This window comes from Paraburkholderia gardini (assembly GCF_907164545.1).
In the GTDB taxonomy this organism is placed as follows: domain Bacteria; phylum Pseudomonadota; class Gammaproteobacteria; order Burkholderiales; family Burkholderiaceae; genus Paraburkholderia; species Paraburkholderia gardini.
In genome coordinates this window covers 35497-54874 of the sequence record NZ_CAJQZB010000003.1, presented here as the reverse complement: position 1 = coordinate 54874, position 19378 = coordinate 35497, and the positions used below count along the sequence as shown (strand labels likewise).

Genomic DNA, 19378 nt, shown 5'->3' with positions numbered 1-19378 from the left:
GCGTGACACACATCATCAAGCCACCTAATACGGTGGCTTTTTTATGGGCAAAAGGAATGGGTTCCAACAAGCTAGCGTTCGACTATGCCAGCGTGCGATCGATCGATGTTGACGGGCGCCTGCATGTCTCGATAGCCAATATCTCGCGCGAGCAGGTCGCACCCTACATGGGAAACGAGATTCCCGGCTATGAAGAGTTGGGGCTTGATCCGAAAGAGATATACCAACTCTACCGCCCTGGTGAGGAGTTAGAGAGGGCCGCGAACACTTTCAACCTTATCCCGCTGATGTCTGAGCACATCGCGGTAAGCGCTGCGAATCCTGAGAAAGACAAGGTAGTCGGAAGCACTGGAACAGATGCCGTATATGAGGCGCCGTACTTGAAAAACAGTTTGGTCGTCACAGATGCCAAGGCCATTGAGGCAATCCAGAACGGGAGCCAACGCGAATTGAGCTGCGGGTATTACTACAAGCCAATTCTCGAAGATGGCGTTTTCCAAGGTCAGCGATATCAAATCCGAATGGTTGACATAGTGGCGAACCATTTGGCACTCGTAGAAACAGGGAGAGCCGGTCCCTTGGTCGTTATCGGCGACAAAGCAGTAAAACATCACTCACTCAACCTTCATGGAGCAAAAACAGTGAGCAAGACTCTCAGCAAAAAGGCCGCAATGGCTCACGGGGCCTTGCTGGCTGTCGTGACCCCCATGCTGGCCGCAGACGCATCGATCGATCTGAAATCGATCCTTGCCGGCGTGAAGAAGTCCAACTGGCTCGACAAAAAGCCCGGCATCGTGGCAGCGATCAAACCGTTGCTGGCGAAGGATGCCGATCTGGCCGATGTGGTCGAACTGCTCGACAAGCTCGACGGCGAACAGCCGGACAACGATGTCGCGGAAGACGAGCCGGACCCGAAGACCGAACAGATCCTCGGCATGCTTCGCGGCAAGATCAGCGATGAAGACCTCGCGCAGATTCAGGCCGCTTTGAGCGCGCCCGCTGCAGGCGCAGTCAAGCCGCAGGCGACGGACGGGCCGACACAAACGGCCGGCGCTGCGAACGCGGACCCGAAGAACGGTGCCAACAAGGACCCGATCCCTGCCGCGAATGATGACAAGGATGAAAAGATGGACAAGGCTGCAATGGACAAGGCGATCAAACTCGCCTGCGATGCGACTGCGCGTGATGTCGAAGCGAAGACCATCGCACGGCTGCGCGCCATTTCCGAAGCCGAAGAAACCGTCAAGCCCTACGTCGGCAAACTGACCGCGATGGACAGCGCGGAATCGGTCTACAAGTCGGCGCTCGAAGTGCTGAAGATCGACATCAAGGGCGTGCATCCGAGCGCGTATAAGGCCGTGCTGATGGCTCAGCCGAAGCCCGGCGATGCACCGAAGCCGCGAGTGGCATTGGATAGTTCGATGCCCTCGGATTTTCTCGAAGCCTTTCCCGGCGCCGATCGTATCGCCCGCTAATCAACAGGACACAGGAGTAGAACATGGGATTCCCCCGCGTTGTTAACGTGCAGGCGGCACCGGCAGTACTGGGTGACTTCTGCGATTCCAATCCCCGCGCCACTGTCGATGCCGGTCAGGGTGGGCTCGTCGCCGGCCCGAACGGTGTATCCGTTGGCCTTTTTGCCTGGGTCGATCCGACCGACGGCCGCAGCGTGAATAACTATGGCGCTGGTGTACCGTCCGGTTTCGTCCACCGCGACCAGCAGGCGATCATCACCCAGTATCTGGCTGATGACACGCTGACGATGTATGAAGGCGCGCCGATCACGCTGTTCAATGCTGGCGGCTTCTGGGTGCTCAACGCAGGTTCCTCGACCTCGGCGGTCAATCAAACGGCCTACGCTGACAACTCCACGGGTGCCGTGCAGTTCGGCTCTAACTGGACCGGTGCCAGCGTGACCGGCTCGATTGCCGCTAACGTCGTGACGGGTTCGATTGCCGCCGAAACGTTGACCGTAACGGGTGTGACTACCGGCGTCCTGACGGTCGGCCAGACGATCAGCGGCACGAACGTGGTTGCTGGTACGCAGATCACCGGCTTCGGCACGGGCACAGGCGGTAACGGGACGTACACCGTCAGCGTTGCCCAGACCGTCGCCAGCACGACCATTACCGGTTCGGGCGGCACATTGACCGTGACTGCGGTCGGTTCGGGTGCACTTGCTCTGGGCGACGGCCTGACCGGTTCGGGCATCACAGCCGGCACCGCGATCACGGAATTCCTTACGGGTACGGGTGGAACTGGCACGTATGCCGTGAATATCGGCCAGACATTCGCGAGCGGAACGATCACCGTCGCTTCGGGCACTGCCACGAAGTGGATCGCATCGTCCGTTGGCGCACCAGGTGAACTGGTGAAGATGACGACCTGGCTCCTCGGCTAACCCTTTACCACTCCATGCAGGCCGCCTTCGGGCGGCTTTTTTATTGCCCAAAGGAATTCAATCATGCCCAAACTGGCATTTGACATGTCGCAGGCCGAACAGCGCGCCGCGATGGATTATCACCGCACCCGCTGGGGTATCGACTTCCCCGACGCGCAGATGTTTTGCCGACCGGAGTGGAGGGAAAATCTTCAGCTCGCGATGGATGCGCAACCGCAACTGGTTACGGTCCCGAACTCGGGTATTCCGGCCTATCTCACGTTCTTCACCGATCCGGACATTCTTCGCGTCCTGACGGCACCGAATGAAGCAGCCGAGATCTTCGGCGAGAAGCAAAAAGGCGAATGGACCAGCACGACGCTTATCTTCCCGGTTGTGGAGCGTACGTACGAAGTCAGTTCGTATGGCGACTACAACAATAACGGTCGCGCCGGTATCAACACCAACTTCCCGGAACGTCAGCCGTATCTCTACCAGGTCATTTGCGAGTACGGCGATCTCGAAATCGATCGAGCAGGGCTGGCCAAGATCGGTTTCGTAGCCGAACAGAAGGAAGCTGCGATCGACGGTCTGAACAAGTTCCAGAACCTGACGTACTTCCGCGGCGTCGCTGGTTTGCAGAACTACGGCGCGCAGAACGATCCATCGCTTTACGCGGCCATTACGCCGGCTCCGAAAGTTGCTGGCGGCAATGCGTGGATGAGCGGTAACGTGGTCGTCGCGACGGCCAACGAAATCTTCACCGACATCCAGTCGCTGGTGATTCAGGCGATCAATCAATCGTCGGGCATCATCAATACGAAGTCGCGATTTGTGCTGGCACTCTCGCCGGCCCGGGAAGGCGCGCTGACCGCGACGAACAGCTTCAATGTGAACGTGGCGGCGCTGCTCAAGAGCAACTTCCCCAATCTGGAAGTAAAGACGGCGATCCAGTATGGCGCGATTAGCGCGCAGAACCCGCAAGGCAACGCGCTGGGCGAAATGATGCAGCTCTACTGTCCGGATGCTGGCGGTCAGGACTCGGGCTATTGCAGTTTTAATGCAAAGCTCCGCGCTGGCCCGGTGGTGCGCGAATTGAGCGCGTACAAACAGAAGCTCAGCCAAGGAACGAGCGGGTTTGTGCTTCGTCAGCCTTTCTCGATGGCACAGATGGTAGGCATCTGACGCACCAGGCAGTACTCCGCGCGCCAGGAGTCGCACTCCACGGCCAGCCTGACCGTACTGGTCCGGCGCGCGGACCTTTTCTTATTCGGTCATTTTCATAGGCGGTCAATATGGCAGACGAACGCAGCACACTCGCGCTCAAGCGCAACAACGATGTCCCGTCCAACGCAACGGTCACGATCGCCAGCAAGGCGCCGTTCGATATCATTCTGAAACTGTACGACTTCGTGGAGCGCAGCGAGCCGGTTCTTGGTGGCGGCATGCGCGCCGTCAAGCAGGCGCAGGAACGAATCAGCGCGAAGTTCTTCGTCGTTCAAGGCAATTCCTGGCCGCAGAACCAGGGACCGCATCAGCAGCTTGTGGGTGGTTATGCCATCACACATGGCATTCCAAAAGCGTTCTGGGATGAGTGGTTGACGCAGAACGGCGAGACGGACTTTGTTCGAAACGGCATGATCTTCGCGCACGCGGAAACGGCCAGCGTCACATCGAAAGCAACCGATCAGACTGAAATCAAGTCGAATCTCGAGCGCCTCGACCCGCATAAACTCCCGCGAGGGCTGCAAACCTCCGACATGCGCCGGGCTTCGTGATGGATGGCGTCGTCATTTTCCAATACAACGCATGGTCCGCGCGTTATCCGGAGTTGGCGGCGTCCGTCTCGCAACCGCAGGCACAGGGCTACTTTAACGAAGCGACCCTGTACTGCGACAATACACCGTGCAGCGTGATCCGCGATCTATGCATGCGAGCCGTTCTTCTGAATATGGTCACGGCTCACATTGCAGCATTGAATGCTCCGCTGAACGGCGAGGCATCGTCTCCCCTGGTCGGGCGCATCAGTAATGCGACTGAGGGCAGCGTCTCAGTGGGGACGCAACTGGACATGCCGGCAGGTTCAGCGCAGTGGTATAGCCAGACGAAGTACGGCCTCGCGTATTGGCAAGCGACTGCACAGTTCCGGAGTATGCGATATGTTCCTGGCCCGGTGCCGATCGCCAATCCGTGGGGCGGTCGTTTCGGGAGATTCTGATGGGCGCATTTTCTGGTGGCGATCTTCTCAAGAAACGGCTTCAGGAGATCGTTGCAAAGGCCGGCAAAGCCAATACAGTTCGCGTCGGATTTCTTGAAGACGCAACCTATCCCGATGGAACGCCCGTCGCGCTGATTGCAGCCACGAACGAATACGGCGGCACGGTAACAGTTCCTGATCATGACGTAACGGTCAATCGCAAGATTAAGGCAGACGGAGAGTTTGCGCAGAATGGACGCTTCGTGATGGCCGATAAAGCCAATTTCTCGACTACGCATCACGTCGATGAATACACGGTAACCATTCCTTCTCGCCCTTTCTTTCGCGACATGATCCAGAAGAACAAGGGAGAATGGGCACCCGATCTAGGCAAGATTATCAAGGGCGCCGATTACGACTCGGCGATTGCATTAGGACGCCTCGGAAAGCATGTTGGTGAGCAATTGCAAGAGTCGATCCGGGAGTTCTCTAGTCCCGGCAATGCCAAATCGACAATCGCAAAGAAGGGTTTCGACAAAGCCTTGGTCGAATCGTCGCATATGTTGAAAAGCGTCGATATGGAAGTCGAACCAGGGGGTGGATCGTGAATCTTCACAATGTTGTCGCGGGAGCCATCGGTACGATCAATCCCTTTCGACCCGCCACGGTTCGATACAGCAGTGGCTACACAACCGGACCTGATGGCTCGCAGACCCCCGCGTATTTTGATGTTGATGGTGTGATGATCCAGGTGCAGGCACTGACTGCTGGTGATCTTCGCCATCTCGAAGGCCTGAACATCCAAGGCGTACAACGTGCTTTTTATCTGAACGGTAATTTGCAAGGTGTAGTGCGTCCGCTGGGTCAGGGTGGCGATCTGTTTATGTTCGACGATGGCGTACCTTCCTCGCTCGCCAATACGATCTGGCTCGTGAAGGCCGTAATCGAAACCTGGGATACCGGCTGGTGCAAGATCGGCGTATCCCTACAGATGAATTCCTGATGCCCGCTACCGTCTCCATCACAGAAACGCAGGTGCTGACGGTATTACGCTCGTTCGTCCTGTCGCTGGTCAGTCTTGATGGCGATCACGTAATACGTGGACTTCAGAACCGCGCCTCAATGCCGTCTGGCGATTTCATTGAAATCACCGCCTCTTTGAGCAGCCCGCTTTCGACGAACGTGCAGACCTACACGCCGGGCGCAAGCACATCGCAAAACGAGCGCTCCACGCAAGCTACGATCCAGGTCGATTGCTATGGCGTATCCGCGATGGATAACGCCAACATGATTTCAATGATGCTGCGCAGCGATTACGCGTGCCAGATGTTCGTTGCATCAGGGCTGGACATGCAACCGCTCTACGCGAATGAAGCACATCAGATGCCATTCACGACAGGTGAGGACCAGTATCAGGAGAGATGGATTTTCGATTCCGTCATTCAGATCAACCCGGTTGTATCGGTCCCGCAAGATTTTGCCGACTCACTCGAAGTCGGCCTGATTGATGTCGATGTAGTGTATCCGCCGACCTGATTTAAGCACTACCCCTTTTCTGAGCCCGCCATGTGCGGGCTTTTTGTTTTTTACCGGAGCAAACTACATGAGCATCCCGGCTTCCGCAATTGTCTCGGTTAACCCTGGTGTTATCGGCGCCGGCGGCTCGGCCTTTACTCTCAACGGCCTGATTCTTACTGACAACTCGTCGGTTCCGATCGGTACGGTTCAGAGCTTTTCGAATGCAGACGACGTCGAGCAGTTCTTCGGTGGCTCAACCATCGAATCCACGATGGCGGACAACTACTTTCTCGGGTACGACAATTCAACGTCAAAGCCTGGGCAGGTTCTGTTCGCCCAATATCCCACGGCGAATGTCGGGGCGTATCTGCGCAGTGGATCTCTTGCCGCGATGACGCTCACGCAGTTGCAGGCACTGTCGGGGACCATCATCGTCACGGTCGACGGCGTACTCAAGACGTCATCGAGTATCAATCTGGCGTCGGCAACCAGTTTCTCGAACGCCGCCACGATCATCGCGGCCGCATTCACGTCGGGCCCGACCGTGACGTTTAGCAGCCAGCTTGCGGCGTTCGTCATCGGCTCGAACACGACCGGCGCATCATCGACGATGACCATCGCGACCGGCACGCTCGCCGCAGGACTGAATCTCACGGCCGCTACAGGCGCCGTCCTTTCCCAGGGCGCCGTAACGGGTGTCCCTGCGACGAATATGGCTGCAATCGTGCGCGTGACGCAGGATTGGGCCTCATTCACGTCGACCTTTGAACCGGATACAGCCGACAAACTGGCGTTCTCGGCCTGGACAAACTCGACAGACGATAGTTATGCATACGTCGGATGGGATACGGACCCTAATGCGATCGTGCAAAACAACATGACGTGTTTCGGCGCACAGGTCAAGACGTTCAACTATTCCGGCACGATGGCAATCAGCGGGGACGCCAGCGTAGCGGCTAGTCTCGGCACGACGCTCACCGTCATGCTTCCTTCGGTTGCAGCCTTCATCCTTGGCACTGCGGCATCGATCGATTTCACGCGCACCAATGGGCGCATCACGTTCGCCTTTCGCTCGCAGACGGGTATTGCCGCATCGGTGATCGATGAAACAGTGGGCGATACGCTGAATGCAAACGGTTACAGCTTCTATGGTGCGTTTGCCTCGCGCAATAACGGCTGGACCTTTCTGTACGACGGCCAGATCAGCGGCCCCTTTCTGTGGGCAGATGCGTACTTCGATCAGATGTGGCTGAACGATGGTCTAGAAGTCGCCGGCATGGACCTTCTGACTGCGGTTGGGTCGGTTCCCTATAACGCCGCTGGCGATGCGTTGATCGAGGCGACTTATATGGACCCCATCAACGCCGCATTGAACTTCGGCGCGATCCGTACTGGCGTCACGCTGTCCAGTCTTCAGGCTGCCGAAGTCAACAACGCAGCGGGCGTGACTATCGCGCCGACTCTTCAGACACGTGGCTGGTACTTCCAGCGTGGCCCCGTCACGGCGGCGATTCGATCGGCGCGTGGAGCGACTGCGGACACCTTGTGGTTTACCGATGGGGGTTCAGTACAGAAACTCTCGCTTGCCTCTCTCGACGTTCAGTAAGGAATAGAAAATGGCAACTTTGACTAACGCCAATAGCGTCCTGATGCTGAGCGTCGGTGGCCTGTTTCCGGTCGCGCAACAGCTTCAAGGCTTTTCGGTGGATGACATGTTCTCCGCTCCTGATGTCAAGCCGGCTGAAGCCGTAATGGGCGTGGACGGCAAACTCTCTGGCGGCTACACGCCCTATCCGGTCCCGCTCGAAATCACGCTTCAGGCTGATTCTCCGTCTGCGGTCATTTTCGATACATGGACGACCGCACAGGATACCGCCCGCGAAATCTTCATCGCGCAACTCACCATCCTGCTTCCGGGTACAGGTCAGAAGTTCGCCTGCACGCGTGGCATTCTGACGAGTCAATCACCGATGCCAGCGGGCAAGAAGATATTGCAGCCCCGGAAGTGGGAGGTCACATTCCAGAACGTATCGCCGGCACCGTTCTAACATGACCCGGAAAACCGCAACCATTACGATCGATGCCAAAGGTCGGGACAAGGGCAAGACCTTTGCCCTGACCGAATTGCCTACCGCCGAATCGGAGGAATGGGCGGGTCGCGCCCTCTTCGCCCTGATGAACGCGGGTGTCGAGATTCCCGACAACATCGCTGAAGCCGGTCTCGCCGGTCTCGCCGCGATGGGCATCAAGGCGATCACGAAACTTCCGTTCGATGCTGCAAAGCCGCTTCTGGACAAGATGATGGAGTGCATCCAGATCCAGCCGAGCCCAGGCGTGGTTCGATCGCTGATTCCGGATGACATCGAGGAAGTCGCAACGATGCTCACGCTGCGCAAGGCGGTCTGGAATCTGCATACGGATTTTTTTACCGGCGCCGAGTGATTGACGCTGGACCGCCCAGCATTCCGAATCCTCGGCTTCTCGAGTATGCAAACCTTCCTCGCGCGATCGCGACCGTAGTATCTCGACGCATGGCAACGCTGCATGAACTGCAAAGCGTATATGGGGCCGAAGACCTCTACAACATGTTGGAAGTGTTAGTGGTCGACAACTACAACGAGCGCGTGCTTTCAAAACAAGGTAACTGATATGGCCGCAACCGTTGTTGACGCTCTCGTTGTGAGCCTGGGCCTGAACGCCAAGGATTTCCTGAGCGGCGCAAAGAAGGTCAATGTTGCCCTGAAGGATACTTCGGAAGAGGCTACGAAGCGCGCAAAGGAAATCGAGGCGTCGGGGAAAATCGCCGCGCAGTATTTCTCCAAAATCCGCAATGAGGCACTCGCCCTGCTCGGCGTATTTACGGCCGGCGTTGGCATCAAGAACTTCGTCGAGAACACGATCGTCGGCGCGGCCAGCCTTGGTCGTCTGTCGCAGAACCTTGGTATCAGCACTGAGCGCCTGTCGGCCTGGCAGCGCGTAGCTGAAGATGCGGGCGGTACTGCCGAGGGGATGACAGCCCAATTGAAGGAGTCGCAAAAGACCATCGCGCAGTTCAAGATGGGGCAGTCAAGCGAGTCGCTTCAGTGGTTCTTCCGGATGGGCGGCAAGACGTCCGACCTGAAGGACGGCAACACCTACCTGTTGGCGCGGTCGAAGATCATTGCTGATATCTTCAAAACTGATCCGGGCCGCGCGCAGCTCGTTGCCTCCCAGATGGGCATCAGCGATGACCAGTTCAACCTGCTGAAGCAGGGTCCGGCTGCCGTTCAGGCGCAAGTCGCGGCGATGGAGAAACTGTCTGCGATCACCGCGGCTGATGCTCGTCAGGCCGACGAACTGCGCAAGAAGTGGCTCAACGTTGAGCGCACCTTCACGCTCGTAGGAATCAAGGTCGTTGAGGCGCTGATGCCGGCGTTCGATGAGCTGATCAGGTACATCAAGCAACTCGGTGATTGGGTCGTCACTCACAAGGACGACATCACCAACTGGGTGAATGGTGCGGTGAAGGCCGTACATGAGTTCGCCGAAGAGGCCAATAAAGCAGCCGAAGCCGTCGGCGGATGGAAGAACGTTTTGATCGGGCTGGCTGCAATTAAAGTCCTCGGCATGGTTTCGCCGCTGCTGAGTCTCGCGGGAGCCTTGACCGGTATTGGTGGTGGTCTTGCATCCATCGCGCTATCCGGCCCAGGTGCATTGCTTGCGCTGGGTGCTGTTGCTGAGCAGGCTCGGAAATCCTCCTTCGATAAAGCCATTCCAGCAGGGCCGAATCACGATCAGTACGTGGCCGAAGCAATGGCTGGGGGTGTTGTTACGCCGGAGACCGGGCAACCATCACCGGGCAGTTTCGGGAAGTTAGGTGAGTGGTGGAACGGCAAGAAAACGTCAGGTACACCACGCGGCATTCGCAACAACAATCCCGGCAACATCCGGTACGGTGATTTCGCTTACAAGCACGGTGCAACCGGGAGGGATAGTGGTGGTTTCGCAATATTCCCTTCGATGGAAATGGGGATGGCTGCCGAAAGGGCACTACTAAGAAACTATGTCGCGCGCGGCGACGATACGGTCAGAAAGATCATTTCGAAGTACGCGCCAGCCAGCGAGAACGACACGAATGGTTACATCAACCAGGTTTCGAAAAAGCTCGGCATTGGCTCGGATCAGAAGCTGACGAGTGCGCATATCGACGCTATTGCACAGGCGATTTACGCGCAAGAAAACGGTGCCAAATATTCGAATCCGTTAGCTGCCGCCAATATGGCTTCCGCTGCAGTCAAGGCTAATTCATCGTCCTCGGTGGCATCGCATAGCAGTTCGTCTAGCGAAGTCAACGTCAACGGGCCGATCAGTATTCATACGCAGGCATCGGACGCGCAGGGTATCGCCCGGGAATTCGGGCACGCCGTCAAGCAGTTCCATTTCGTCGCGCAAGCAAACACCGGACTGACCTAACGTGCCTTATATCCAGTTTCCGAATGTTCCGGCTGTACCGGGAGTGCCGGCGTTGTTGCGAAGCGTGACAGTACCGACCCCGCAGGCATTGGAAGTCGGAGCGTTGGGGGCACTGACAAATCTGCTTGGATTTTCGGCGCCAGTCTGGGGCGTATTCGATCAGGACGGGAATGAAGTTCTTCAGCCTGATTCATTTCTAGGCATGGATTTCCGCAATAACGCCCGGGTGTCGGATTATCCGCAGGAGCAGGGAGCGTTTGAATCGTATAACAAGGTTCAGACACCCTACGACGTTCGTATCCGCATGGCTATTGGTGCCGATCTTCAGACGCGCACGTTCTTTCTGGCACAGTGCGATGCGATGCTGAAGTCGACCGATACTTTCATGGTCGTCACGCCAGAAGTCACCTATCAGAACGCCACTGTCGAAAACGTTGCCTACCGCCGGGAAACCAGGAACGGTGCAACGATGATTACGGTCGAGTTGTGGTTTCTCGAAATCCGTATTTCGGCAGTCGCACAATTTTCCGCTGCGAGCGCGACGACGGGTTCAGGTGCTCCCTATGCATTCGGCTCTGCCAGTGCTTTACCTGCCGATCAGGTCCAGTCGCCCAGCGCAGCAGATGCGGTCAGCGATGGACAGGTGAGTGCGAAGACTCCTCAATACCAGCCTTCCGTACTATTCGGCCCTCTGGGAGGGTTCGCGTAATGTTGACCATTCCCTTGCAGGCAACACCGAGTCAGTCATTGAGCGCGGTACTGGGCGGCCAGAATTGCCAGATCAACGTCTACCAAAAATCGACGGGCATGTATCTGGACCTGTACGTCAGCAATTCTCCGATTATCACTGCAACGATTTGCCTGGATCGCGTACGCCTTGTGCGCGAAACATATCTGGGCTTCATTGGCGATCTGGCATTCGCTGATACGCAGGGCACGAGCGACCCGGTTTATACCGGTCTCGGGTCACGGTTCGTATTGCTATATCTGGAAGCATCCGATCTATGACATTCGTTCGCCGCAGAATCGATGTCACGATTTCGCTGGGTCAAGGCACGTTCGGCGACGAGAAGGGCCCCGATGTTACGCTCAGTGGATTGCGCGCGAAAGCCCGAATCGTCACATACAACGGGGATGCACAGGGGCAACTCCAGCTTCGCCTTTACGGCATGACGGAGACCATGATGAATCAACTAACGATTCTCGGTCCCGTCACGCAGGAGAGGCGAAATAATAGCGTCCTCGTCGCGGCCGGAGATGACGGCGGGATTATGTCGACAGCGTATCAGGGCACGATTGTGACGGCCGCGGCCGAATACAACGGAGCGCCCGAAGTCGCATTCAACGTCATTGCATTGGCTGCGGCGGTTCAGGCGGTCAAGCCGGTGAATGCCAGCAGTTACCGCGGCCCGGCAGATGTCGCAACGATCATGCAGACTCTCGCCGCGACGATGGGCTTCGCCTTCGAAAACAATGGCGTGAACGTTCAACTTTCCAATCCTTATTTCAGCGGGACGGCCTATCAGCAGGCTAAAGCCTGTGCGCGCGCCGCGAACATCTACTTCACCGTAGATCGAGGCATATTGGCTATCTGGCCGAAGACTGCTACGCGAGACAGTCAGCCAGTAACGATATCGCCCGGAACCGGTATGGTCGGATATCCCGTTGTTTCCGGGGACCACATTGTTGTGGCATCGATCTATCAGCCCGATTTGCAATTGGGCGGTCGTATCAATGTAGGCAGTTCATCTACCGTCGCGAATGGTGAGTGGAACATTTACAGCCTCGTTCATGATCTGGAAAGCGAAACGCCTGGCGGGGCATGGTTTAGCCAGATTGAGTGCTACAAGATGGCGCCGACATGACACAGTTTGGATACGTTGGAACAGCGGACCCCGCATCGGGTGCCGGCGACTACGGGGCGCTCTCCTATCTGGTCAATCAGATTCTCGCTCAAATCCAGACGGTCACGCTGGTAAAGATCATTGCTGTAACGAACAACGGTGGAGTCTCACCAGTCGGATTCGTTGATGTTCAGCCGCTTGTGAATCAGGTGGACGGTGCCGGGAATGCCACGCCCCATGGTGTCGTGTACGGCCTGCCCTACTTCAGGCTCCAGGGCGGCACGAACGCAATCATTCTCGATCCGCAGGTGGGCGACATCGGCATGTGTGGGTTCACTAGTCGAGATATCTCGTCGGTGAAGGCTTCGAAAGTGCAGGCCAATCCCGGCTCAGGACGCACATTTGACTGGGCGGATGGATTGTATTTTGGCGGGATGCTGAATGGCACTCCACTTCAGTATGTCGCGTTTTCGTCGGGCGGAATCGACATTGTGTCGCCGACGCGAATCCGCCTGTCGGCGCCGGACATCATCCTGCAAGCTACGGAAAATATTGGACTCACTGCGGGGACCGGAATCACGAACTCTGCGCCCGCGATCGAGATGGACGGCCAGATGACGCAAGGTGAAGGACCGCAGGGAGGCGATGCCACGCTGAACGGACCAGTGACAGTCGTCAACGACCTGACGGCGCAAGGCAAGAGCGTTCACAACCATACGCACACGGCGCAAGGCGCTACCGCAGTCACGACCCCGCCGAACTGATTATCCAGCAATTCCGCAAAGCCCACTCTGGTGGGCTTTTTCTATGGGCAATTCATTGTGAACACGATGTTGCTGGACAGGACGGCCTGGGATGCCGTCCTGAATGCGAGTGGTAATTGGGCGCTCGCCAGTGATCCGTACTCGATTGCGCAGGACGTAGCATCGGCCGTGAAGTTATTCAAAGGTGAATTGTGGTACGACACCACGGCTGGAGTTCCATATTGGATGGACATTCTCGGTCAGTGGCCGCCACTTCCCGTTGTCCGATCCGCAATTGAGGCGGCCGCGCTCACAGTCCCCGAAGTCGTCACGGCGCAATGCCTGATCGTCTCTTTCAATGACCGGACCATCACCGGTCAGGTTCAAGTCACCGATTCCAGCGGCACCACGCAAACCGTCTCCTTCTAGGCAATCCATGACGACAAATGTTCCGAGCGTCCAGTTCACGGACGCGGGGCTCGTGTTGCCTGCTGAATCTGCAATTCTGGCTGGCGTCCAGGCTGATATCGATGCCGCATTTGGCGGCGGCGTCAATCCCGCGCTCGAAACGCCTCAAGGCCAGATTGCATCCAGCACGACAGCGATCATCGGCGACAAAAACGATCTATTCGCGCTCTATGTGAATCAGGTCAATCCGGACTTCGCCGAAGGACGGATGCAGGATGCGATTGGTCAGATCTATTTTCTGGATCGCAAGCCCGCCACGCCGACGGCAGTTGTTGCAACCTGTATTGGTCTGGCCGGCGTGGTTATTCCTGTTGGTGCAACAGCCAAAGCATCTGATGGGAATCTGTACGTCTGTACGGAAGCCGGAGCGATCCCGGTTGGCGGCAGCATCGATCTGAATTTCGCCTGCACCGTTGACGGTCCGATTGCATGCCCTGCCGGTTCACTGAACCAGATCTATCAGTCTATTCCGGGCTGGGACACGATCAACAATGCGGGCGATGGAACGGTCGGCAGCGACGTCGAAAGCCGTGCGGATTTCGAGTTTCGTCGCAAGCAATCCGTTGCGCTGAATGCGGTCAATTCGCTTCAGTCGATCTACGCCAACGTCCTGAGCGTCACGGACGTGCTGGATGCCTATGCCACCGAGAATACGACCGGTTCTCCGCTGACAGTAGGCGGTGTGACGCTGGGTGCGCACTCGATCTACGTTGCCGTGGTCGGGGGTGCTGCGTCCGATGTTGCAACGGCCATATGGAACAAGAAATCACTGGGAGCGAGTTACAACGGCAATACGAGTTTCACGGTCACTGACACATCAGGATACGACTTCCCCTATCCGTCCTATGTCGTGACATGGGAGACGCCGGACGCACTACCGATCCTGTTCGCCGTTGAAATCGCGAACAACCCGAGTCTGCCATCGAACATCGTTGCTCTCGTGCAGGCCGCAATCATCGCTTCCTTCAATGGAACAGATGGAGGAACGCGGGCACGCATCGGATCGACCATCTTCGCGAGTCGCTACTACGGGAACATTGTCGCGCTCGGGCCGACCGTTTCGATCCTGTCGCTGCTGCTTGGCCCTACTACGGCGACGCTGGCAAGTTATACGGTGCCGATCAATAACGCGCCGACGATCGATGCATCGAATATCACTGTGACGTTGGTATAGCCATGGTGGATTTCGAACAGACGATTATTTCGCAATATGCGAACAGCAAAACGCTCGTTCAACTCATTGCGAACATGAACGAGTACGTGGACCCAGCGACGGACTTCGACCAGTTCTATTCGTTCGTGTGGGATGTCACGACGGCGCAAGGCTTTGGACTGGACAACTGGGGAAAGATCGTCAACGTCTCGCGCCAATTGACGATCACGGGCGCAGCAACCTATTTTGGTTTTGATGAAGCGCACACAGCGCCTACCGCGACCACTGGGCCTCAGCCGTGGGGGCAAGCCCCGTTCTATGCCGGTACACCTGACACCGAAACCTACACACTTTCCGACGATGCATATCGCACGCTGATTCTCGTCAAGGCGCTCGCGAATATTTCGAACTGCACGGCACCGAGTCTGAATCAACTGCTGCAAAACCTCTTCGCTGGACGGGGCCGCTGTTATGTGGGCGACCTCGGCAACATGCAGATGAGTTTCACCTTTGAGTTCTATCTACAGCCATTTGAACTCGCAATCATGACTCAATCCGGCGCGGTTCCGCGACCGGCCGCTGTGGGTGCCTATCTGATTCAAGCCCCCGTTCCGAACGTGTTCGGCTTTGCTGAAGCTGGGACAGCGAGCGCGGCTCCGTTTGGGCAAGGCACATTCTTTACCGGGATTTCAAATGCAGCTTAGCGATTCACCGACCCTCGTTCCGCTTCCGTTCGCCGATAGTGGATCTAAGAACGTCATCCCCGAAGCCGCATCGCCGACGCCCGGTCTGGCATCGCTGACGACCGGCTTCCCACCGGTCACGATGACGCCGCTGGCTGCTGGGGGCATTCCGCCCGCCGGTCAGGATATGAACGGTATCCTGAACCTGATTACCCAGTCGACCCGTTGGGCGCAAGGTGGCGGCCCATACGCCTACAACTCGGCTTTTGCGACAGACTCGAACGTCAACGGATATCCGCAGGGAGCCGTGATCTCTCGCGCGGACTACACAGGCCAGTGGATCAGCACGGCCGACAACAACACGGTCAATCCCGATACAGTCGGCACGAACTGGGTTCCAGGCTACAACTATGGCACAACTGCCGTTACGGGCCTGACGAACGCGAACGTCACGCTCACACCAGCCCAGGCGGCGAAGAACCGCATCACGTTGGCTGGCACGCTGACGGGCAACGTTCAGATTATCTTCCCGACTTGGACGCGCGAATGGACGATCGTCAACAACACGACGGGCGCGTTCACGGTCACATGCAAGACGTCGGCCGGCACGGGCATCGCCATTCCGCAGGATGCATCGCCCACGAAGATCACGGGCGACGGCACGAACATCACGCAATTGCCAGAGAACATCCCTCCCGCCACCGCAAGCCAGCATGCGGTGCAGTTGGGGCAGGCGACGGGACGATTCCTTGGAGTTCAGGTTTTGTCTGCAACGGCCATTTTCACGGGTGTTCCAGGAACCACCGAAGTATGGGGCCGTCTGTGGTCGGGTGGTGGTGGTGGCGGCGGTACGAACTCAACTGTGAATGGCGGGGCCGGTGGCGGTGGTGGTGGGTATAGCGAATTCGTACTGCCCTACACTGCGCCAGTGGCTTGCACGATTGGTACTTCAGGGACGGCAGGTACAACGACGACTTCCGGTACTGCGGGTGGCAGTTCTTCCTATGGTTCGTCGGTGACTGTGACCGGTGGTGCAGGCGGTACATTCGGGAACAGTTCGGGCAGTGGGACGGGCGGCTCCGGAGGTGGCGCAACAGGTGGCTATCTGAATGTCGCCGGGAATAGCGGCGCGGGCGCGGGCAGTAGTATCGCAGGAGGCCAGGGCGGCGCGTCATTTGGAGCCTCGGGCGGCTTGGGTCACTCGACCACGGGTAGTGCAGGCATTTCACCGGGGGGCGGCGGGGCTGGGGGCGGTTCGAGTTCTGGCGGCGGCCTTGGTGGCGCTGGCCTTCTCATTATTTTCCAGTACGGCACCGCTGCTGCCGTCGCATAAGGAACGCAGATGACTCTGTACGCGAGAATTCAGGACGGCATCGTTGCTGAGATTATCGAACCGATGATGAATAGTGAAGGAAACGAGATTCCCATTGCTGATCGCTTCGTTCCGTTTTTTGTGGCTTCGCTCATCGATGTGACAAACATCGTGCCACTACCTCAGCCAAACTGGACTGCTTCCGAGGAAAACGGTGCATGGACATTCGCTGCAGCGCCGCAATAAATGCTGGCGTGATAGCCACCACCTAAACTATCGGCATTCTTCGGGAGCGCTCGCTGGCCGCTGAAAGGAAAATGTGCAGATGCGCTTTAGGCTAAGGATGGGCGCTTCGAAGAGATGCCATGAAAGGGCGGAAAGTGCGTAGGTTATGAACACCGCCATACAGAATCCGATCTTCGATTCCCACGGGTTAGACGGCGAAAGACCAATCGCACCGAAAATGCGCGGATAAAACGGTATGAGTGCATAGTGGTAGATGTATGTTCCGTAACTGATGCGGCCAAGGTAGCGCAGAGGCACGAGCTTTAACAATCTCAGAATGGGCAGTTCGTCCGAAGCGATACACAGTATGACGAGCGGTCCAAAGGTCAAAGTCATCGTTAGATCTATGGCACCGATATAGACCGGATTGTTGTAGACCGGAGCGCCCATCACAGTGCGCATGTATTGAAGGTATGCGAGCGCAATTGCCGCTGGGATTATCGCGAGGAGGGCGATCTTCCTGAATCGTTCAAAGTGATGGTGATATGTCCACGCATACGCCAGGCATGCGCCGTAGGTGAGACCTTCGAGATTTTCGAATACAAAGCGCGTTGAAAGTGCCCAGTCGTGAGTGGCAAAGCCGATCGCGACCTTTACTGCTGTTCCCATCGCGCAGAACAAGACGAGAGCTCGCAGCGAGCTATGAATTGTCATAATGAGAACGAGCGTCGGAACGATGATGTAGAACTGCTCTTCCACGCACAGCGTCCAGAAATGTTCCAGATTGCCGTAGGTGATATGGAAAGCGGATCCGATGTTGCTCGTATAGGTCAGAAGCCATCCGAGGCGTTCCGGCGTTGGAGCGATCCCCGCGATAAGCAGGGCGAAAATCACAGCATAATAGATTGGGAAGATGCGCAACGCGCGTTTCGCATAGAACTGGAGGAACAATAGCGCCGATGGTCGATCATTTGCGTTGGCCTTCATTTTCAACAGATTTCCGACGATCAGGAACCCGCTGAGAACGAAGAATATATCGACGCCGAAACGGCCAAAATGAAACCAGCGCTGAATGATGCTTGAGGGAGGATACAGGTGATCTATCAGAACGGCGAATGCAGCGACCGCGCGCAGGCCATCCAGAGCAGGAAACCAGTGACGCGGATTTTCGTTTGACATCTTCGTATCTGCCGTTTTGAGGATGGCGGATTTTACAGCAATGGCGATGTTGCACCATCGACGCGTCATCGATGCGCTCAATCACGGTCGAGTTTTAGGAAAGCGAAGCCTGCCTGTACAGCATGGCGAGCAGAGCTAATCGCTTAGCGCTTGCGGAAAACGACGGTTCCTTCGAACATCAGGTCTTCCTTGAGGCCACTGGAAAAGAATTCATCGTCATAACGCGCCACAATCTCCCAAGCCCAATCCGGCATCATCTTCGTGTCTTCGGGATCGATGCTCTTCCATGATTCCAGGAAGTACCTGAGGTGTTTGGCGAAGGGGCGATCTGACGCACGGTTGTTGCGAAGGGGCTTGATAATGAGTTCGGCGCCAACATCATCAGCAATGTTCTGCAACACCGACCGGGGAAACAGCCATTTGTCATCGAGACTCTTCCAGTTTGGCAACTGATCGCGCTTGATCTGGAGCATCCATTCTGCAGAAATCTCGGCTAGCCAAGTCAGTGCCGGTGATGAAAACTCTCGAATCGCAGCGGCGGCACACATCTCTCGAATAGCGATCCTGAGCATCGCGTGACCTGCCTCAAAAGGTTCGAAGAAAATCGCGCTGCCACCTGGTTTCAGGACGCGCATAGCGGCGCCCACACATTTGCCCGGCTCAACCAGATGATGCAAGATTGCCGAGCCCACCACCACGTCGGCAACCCCTTCGCGAATGTACGGCTTGTGGACATCAAGCGCGATTGGCGTGCAACGGCCATCCAGGCCACGCGCCACGAGTAGGCGCTGCAGGATCGTCAGCAGGTTCGGGCTGATATCCATCGAAATGATCTTGGCGTTCGGAAATATATCGAGGAGCGGAAGTGTGGAATTGCCGAAGCCGCATCCGTATTCAACGATTGTCGACGCATCTTTGACGCCGGCGAGCAATAGAGCATTTTTGAGCGCTTCTCGCCAGTAATCGAAAAATTCGTGTTTCTTGTAATACTCTTCCGCATTCTCAAGGAAGGTAGCGCTGACTCCCTCACGCTTTGCTCCGACCTCGGGCGCCGGCGTAAGAACCTTCGCAAACCGCTGGTCTTCGTGATCACCTAAATCTACCAGGGGCGACGTGAATAGCTCCGCAGCAAATCCGTTGTTCATGTTTAACCTTGATTTCGTTCAAAATTTTCGGCAAGAAGCATCTTAACTGACTGCCGCGGGTGAGCTCGATTGCGATCCG

Annotated in this window: 23 protein-coding genes; 21 read left to right on the top strand and 2 right to left on the bottom strand. The window is 56.8% G+C overall.

The window, feature by feature from the left end; genetic code table 11:
* The first annotated feature begins 2 nt into the window (after positions 1 to 2).
* The 21 genes from LPA37_RS03605 to LPA37_RS03505 all read left to right on the top strand — a co-directional run bounded on the left by LPA37_RS03605 (position 3) and on the right by LPA37_RS03505 (position 16996).
* Positions 3 to 1475, top strand: a complete 1473-nt coding sequence (locus LPA37_RS03605; RefSeq protein ID WP_229011515.1) for a DUF2213 domain-containing protein — start codon at positions 3 to 5, stop codon at positions 1473 to 1475.
* Between the two features lie 23 nt (positions 1476 to 1498).
* Complete coding sequence (locus LPA37_RS03600; protein WP_229011506.1) at positions 1499 to 2401, top strand: gp53 minor capsid family protein; 903 nt, start codon at positions 1499 to 1501, stop codon at positions 2399 to 2401.
* A gap of 63 nt (positions 2402 to 2464) precedes the next feature.
* Positions 2465 to 3565, top strand: a complete 1101-nt coding sequence (locus LPA37_RS03595) for a hypothetical protein (RefSeq protein ID WP_229011500.1) — start codon at positions 2465 to 2467, stop codon at positions 3563 to 3565.
* Positions 3566 to 3675: 110 nt separating this feature from the next.
* The gene (locus LPA37_RS03590) at positions 3676 to 4158 is read left to right on the top strand and encodes a hypothetical protein (protein ID WP_229011497.1); all 483 of its coding nucleotides are present in this window, start codon (positions 3676 to 3678) and stop codon (positions 4156 to 4158) included.
* On the top strand, positions 4158 to 4598 hold the full coding sequence (locus LPA37_RS03585; RefSeq protein ID WP_229011495.1) for a DUF4054 domain-containing protein: 441 nt from the start codon (positions 4158 to 4160) through the stop codon (positions 4596 to 4598). The genes LPA37_RS03590 and LPA37_RS03585 overlap by 1 nt, the downstream gene beginning before the upstream one ends.
* Positions 4598 to 5185, top strand: coding sequence for a hypothetical protein (locus LPA37_RS03580; protein ID WP_229011493.1), 588 nt, complete (start codon positions 4598 to 4600; stop codon positions 5183 to 5185). The genes LPA37_RS03585 and LPA37_RS03580 overlap by 1 nt, the downstream gene beginning before the upstream one ends.
* Positions 5182 to 5580: a hypothetical protein gene (locus tag LPA37_RS03575; RefSeq protein WP_229011490.1), complete on the top strand. Its 399-nt coding sequence runs from the start codon at positions 5182 to 5184 to the stop codon at positions 5578 to 5580. The genes LPA37_RS03580 and LPA37_RS03575 overlap by 4 nt, the downstream gene beginning before the upstream one ends.
* Complete coding sequence (locus tag LPA37_RS03570; RefSeq protein WP_229011488.1) at positions 5580 to 6113, top strand: phage neck terminator protein; 534 nt, start codon at positions 5580 to 5582, stop codon at positions 6111 to 6113. The genes LPA37_RS03575 and LPA37_RS03570 overlap by 1 nt, the downstream gene beginning before the upstream one ends.
* Before the next feature lie 67 nt (positions 6114 to 6180).
* Positions 6181 to 7701 (top strand): DUF3383 domain-containing protein, encoded by a 1521-nt coding sequence (locus LPA37_RS03565; protein WP_229011486.1) that lies wholly within the window; start codon positions 6181 to 6183, stop codon positions 7699 to 7701.
* A gap of 10 nt (positions 7702 to 7711) precedes the next feature.
* Complete coding sequence (locus LPA37_RS03560) at positions 7712 to 8143, top strand: phage tail fiber protein (protein WP_229011484.1); 432 nt, start codon at positions 7712 to 7714, stop codon at positions 8141 to 8143.
* A 1-nt stretch (position 8144) separates the two neighbouring features.
* Entirely contained in the window at positions 8145 to 8537 is a 393-nt protein-coding gene (locus tag LPA37_RS03555) for a hypothetical protein (RefSeq protein WP_229011481.1), read from the top strand.
* A 207-nt stretch (positions 8538 to 8744) separates the two neighbouring features.
* Complete coding sequence (locus tag LPA37_RS03550; protein WP_229011479.1) at positions 8745 to 10547, top strand: hypothetical protein; 1803 nt, start codon at positions 8745 to 8747, stop codon at positions 10545 to 10547.
* Between the two features lies 1 nt (position 10548).
* The gene (locus tag LPA37_RS03545; RefSeq protein ID WP_229011477.1) at positions 10549 to 11256 is read left to right on the top strand and encodes a phage baseplate protein; all 708 of its coding nucleotides are present in this window, start codon (positions 10549 to 10551) and stop codon (positions 11254 to 11256) included.
* Positions 11256 to 11555, top strand: coding sequence for a phage baseplate plug family protein (locus tag LPA37_RS03540; RefSeq protein WP_229011475.1), 300 nt, complete (start codon positions 11256 to 11258; stop codon positions 11553 to 11555). Before LPA37_RS03545 ends, LPA37_RS03540 begins: the two co-directional genes overlap by 1 nt.
* Positions 11552 to 12412 (top strand): baseplate hub protein, encoded by an 861-nt coding sequence (locus LPA37_RS03535; RefSeq protein ID WP_229011474.1) that lies wholly within the window; start codon positions 11552 to 11554, stop codon positions 12410 to 12412. The genes LPA37_RS03540 and LPA37_RS03535 overlap by 4 nt, the downstream gene beginning before the upstream one ends.
* Positions 12409 to 13155: an oxidoreductase gene (locus LPA37_RS03530; RefSeq protein ID WP_229011472.1), complete on the top strand. Its 747-nt coding sequence runs from the start codon at positions 12409 to 12411 to the stop codon at positions 13153 to 13155. Before LPA37_RS03535 ends, LPA37_RS03530 begins: the two co-directional genes overlap by 4 nt.
* 30 nt (positions 13156 to 13185) lie before the next feature.
* The gene (locus LPA37_RS03525) at positions 13186 to 13563 is read left to right on the top strand and encodes a hypothetical protein (protein WP_229011469.1); all 378 of its coding nucleotides are present in this window, start codon (positions 13186 to 13188) and stop codon (positions 13561 to 13563) included.
* Positions 13564 to 13615: 52 nt separating this feature from the next.
* Complete coding sequence (locus tag LPA37_RS03520) at positions 13616 to 14776, top strand: baseplate J/gp47 family protein (RefSeq protein ID WP_229011467.1); 1161 nt, start codon at positions 13616 to 13618, stop codon at positions 14774 to 14776.
* A 2-nt stretch (positions 14777 to 14778) separates the two neighbouring features.
* Complete coding sequence (locus LPA37_RS03515; protein WP_229011465.1) at positions 14779 to 15459, top strand: DUF2612 domain-containing protein; 681 nt, start codon at positions 14779 to 14781, stop codon at positions 15457 to 15459.
* Complete coding sequence (locus tag LPA37_RS27680) at positions 15449 to 16771, top strand: hypothetical protein (RefSeq protein WP_267478082.1); 1323 nt, start codon at positions 15449 to 15451, stop codon at positions 16769 to 16771. Before LPA37_RS03515 ends, LPA37_RS27680 begins: the two co-directional genes overlap by 11 nt.
* A 9-nt stretch (positions 16772 to 16780) precedes the next feature.
* The gene (locus tag LPA37_RS03505; protein ID WP_229011463.1) at positions 16781 to 16996 is read left to right on the top strand and encodes a hypothetical protein; all 216 of its coding nucleotides are present in this window, start codon (positions 16781 to 16783) and stop codon (positions 16994 to 16996) included.
* A 27-nt stretch (positions 16997 to 17023) separates the two neighbouring features.
* Here LPA37_RS03505 and LPA37_RS03500 read toward each other — a convergent pair whose 3' ends face one another.
* On the bottom strand, positions 17024 to 18223 hold the full coding sequence (locus tag LPA37_RS03500) for an acyltransferase family protein (RefSeq protein WP_229011461.1): 1200 nt from the start codon (positions 18221 to 18223) through the stop codon (positions 17024 to 17026).
* Between the two features lie 74 nt (positions 18224 to 18297).
* Positions 18298 to 19299 (bottom strand): class I SAM-dependent methyltransferase, encoded by a 1002-nt coding sequence (locus LPA37_RS03495; protein WP_229011460.1) that lies wholly within the window; start codon positions 19297 to 19299, stop codon positions 18298 to 18300.
* Between the last annotated feature and the right edge of the window lie 79 nt (positions 19300 to 19378).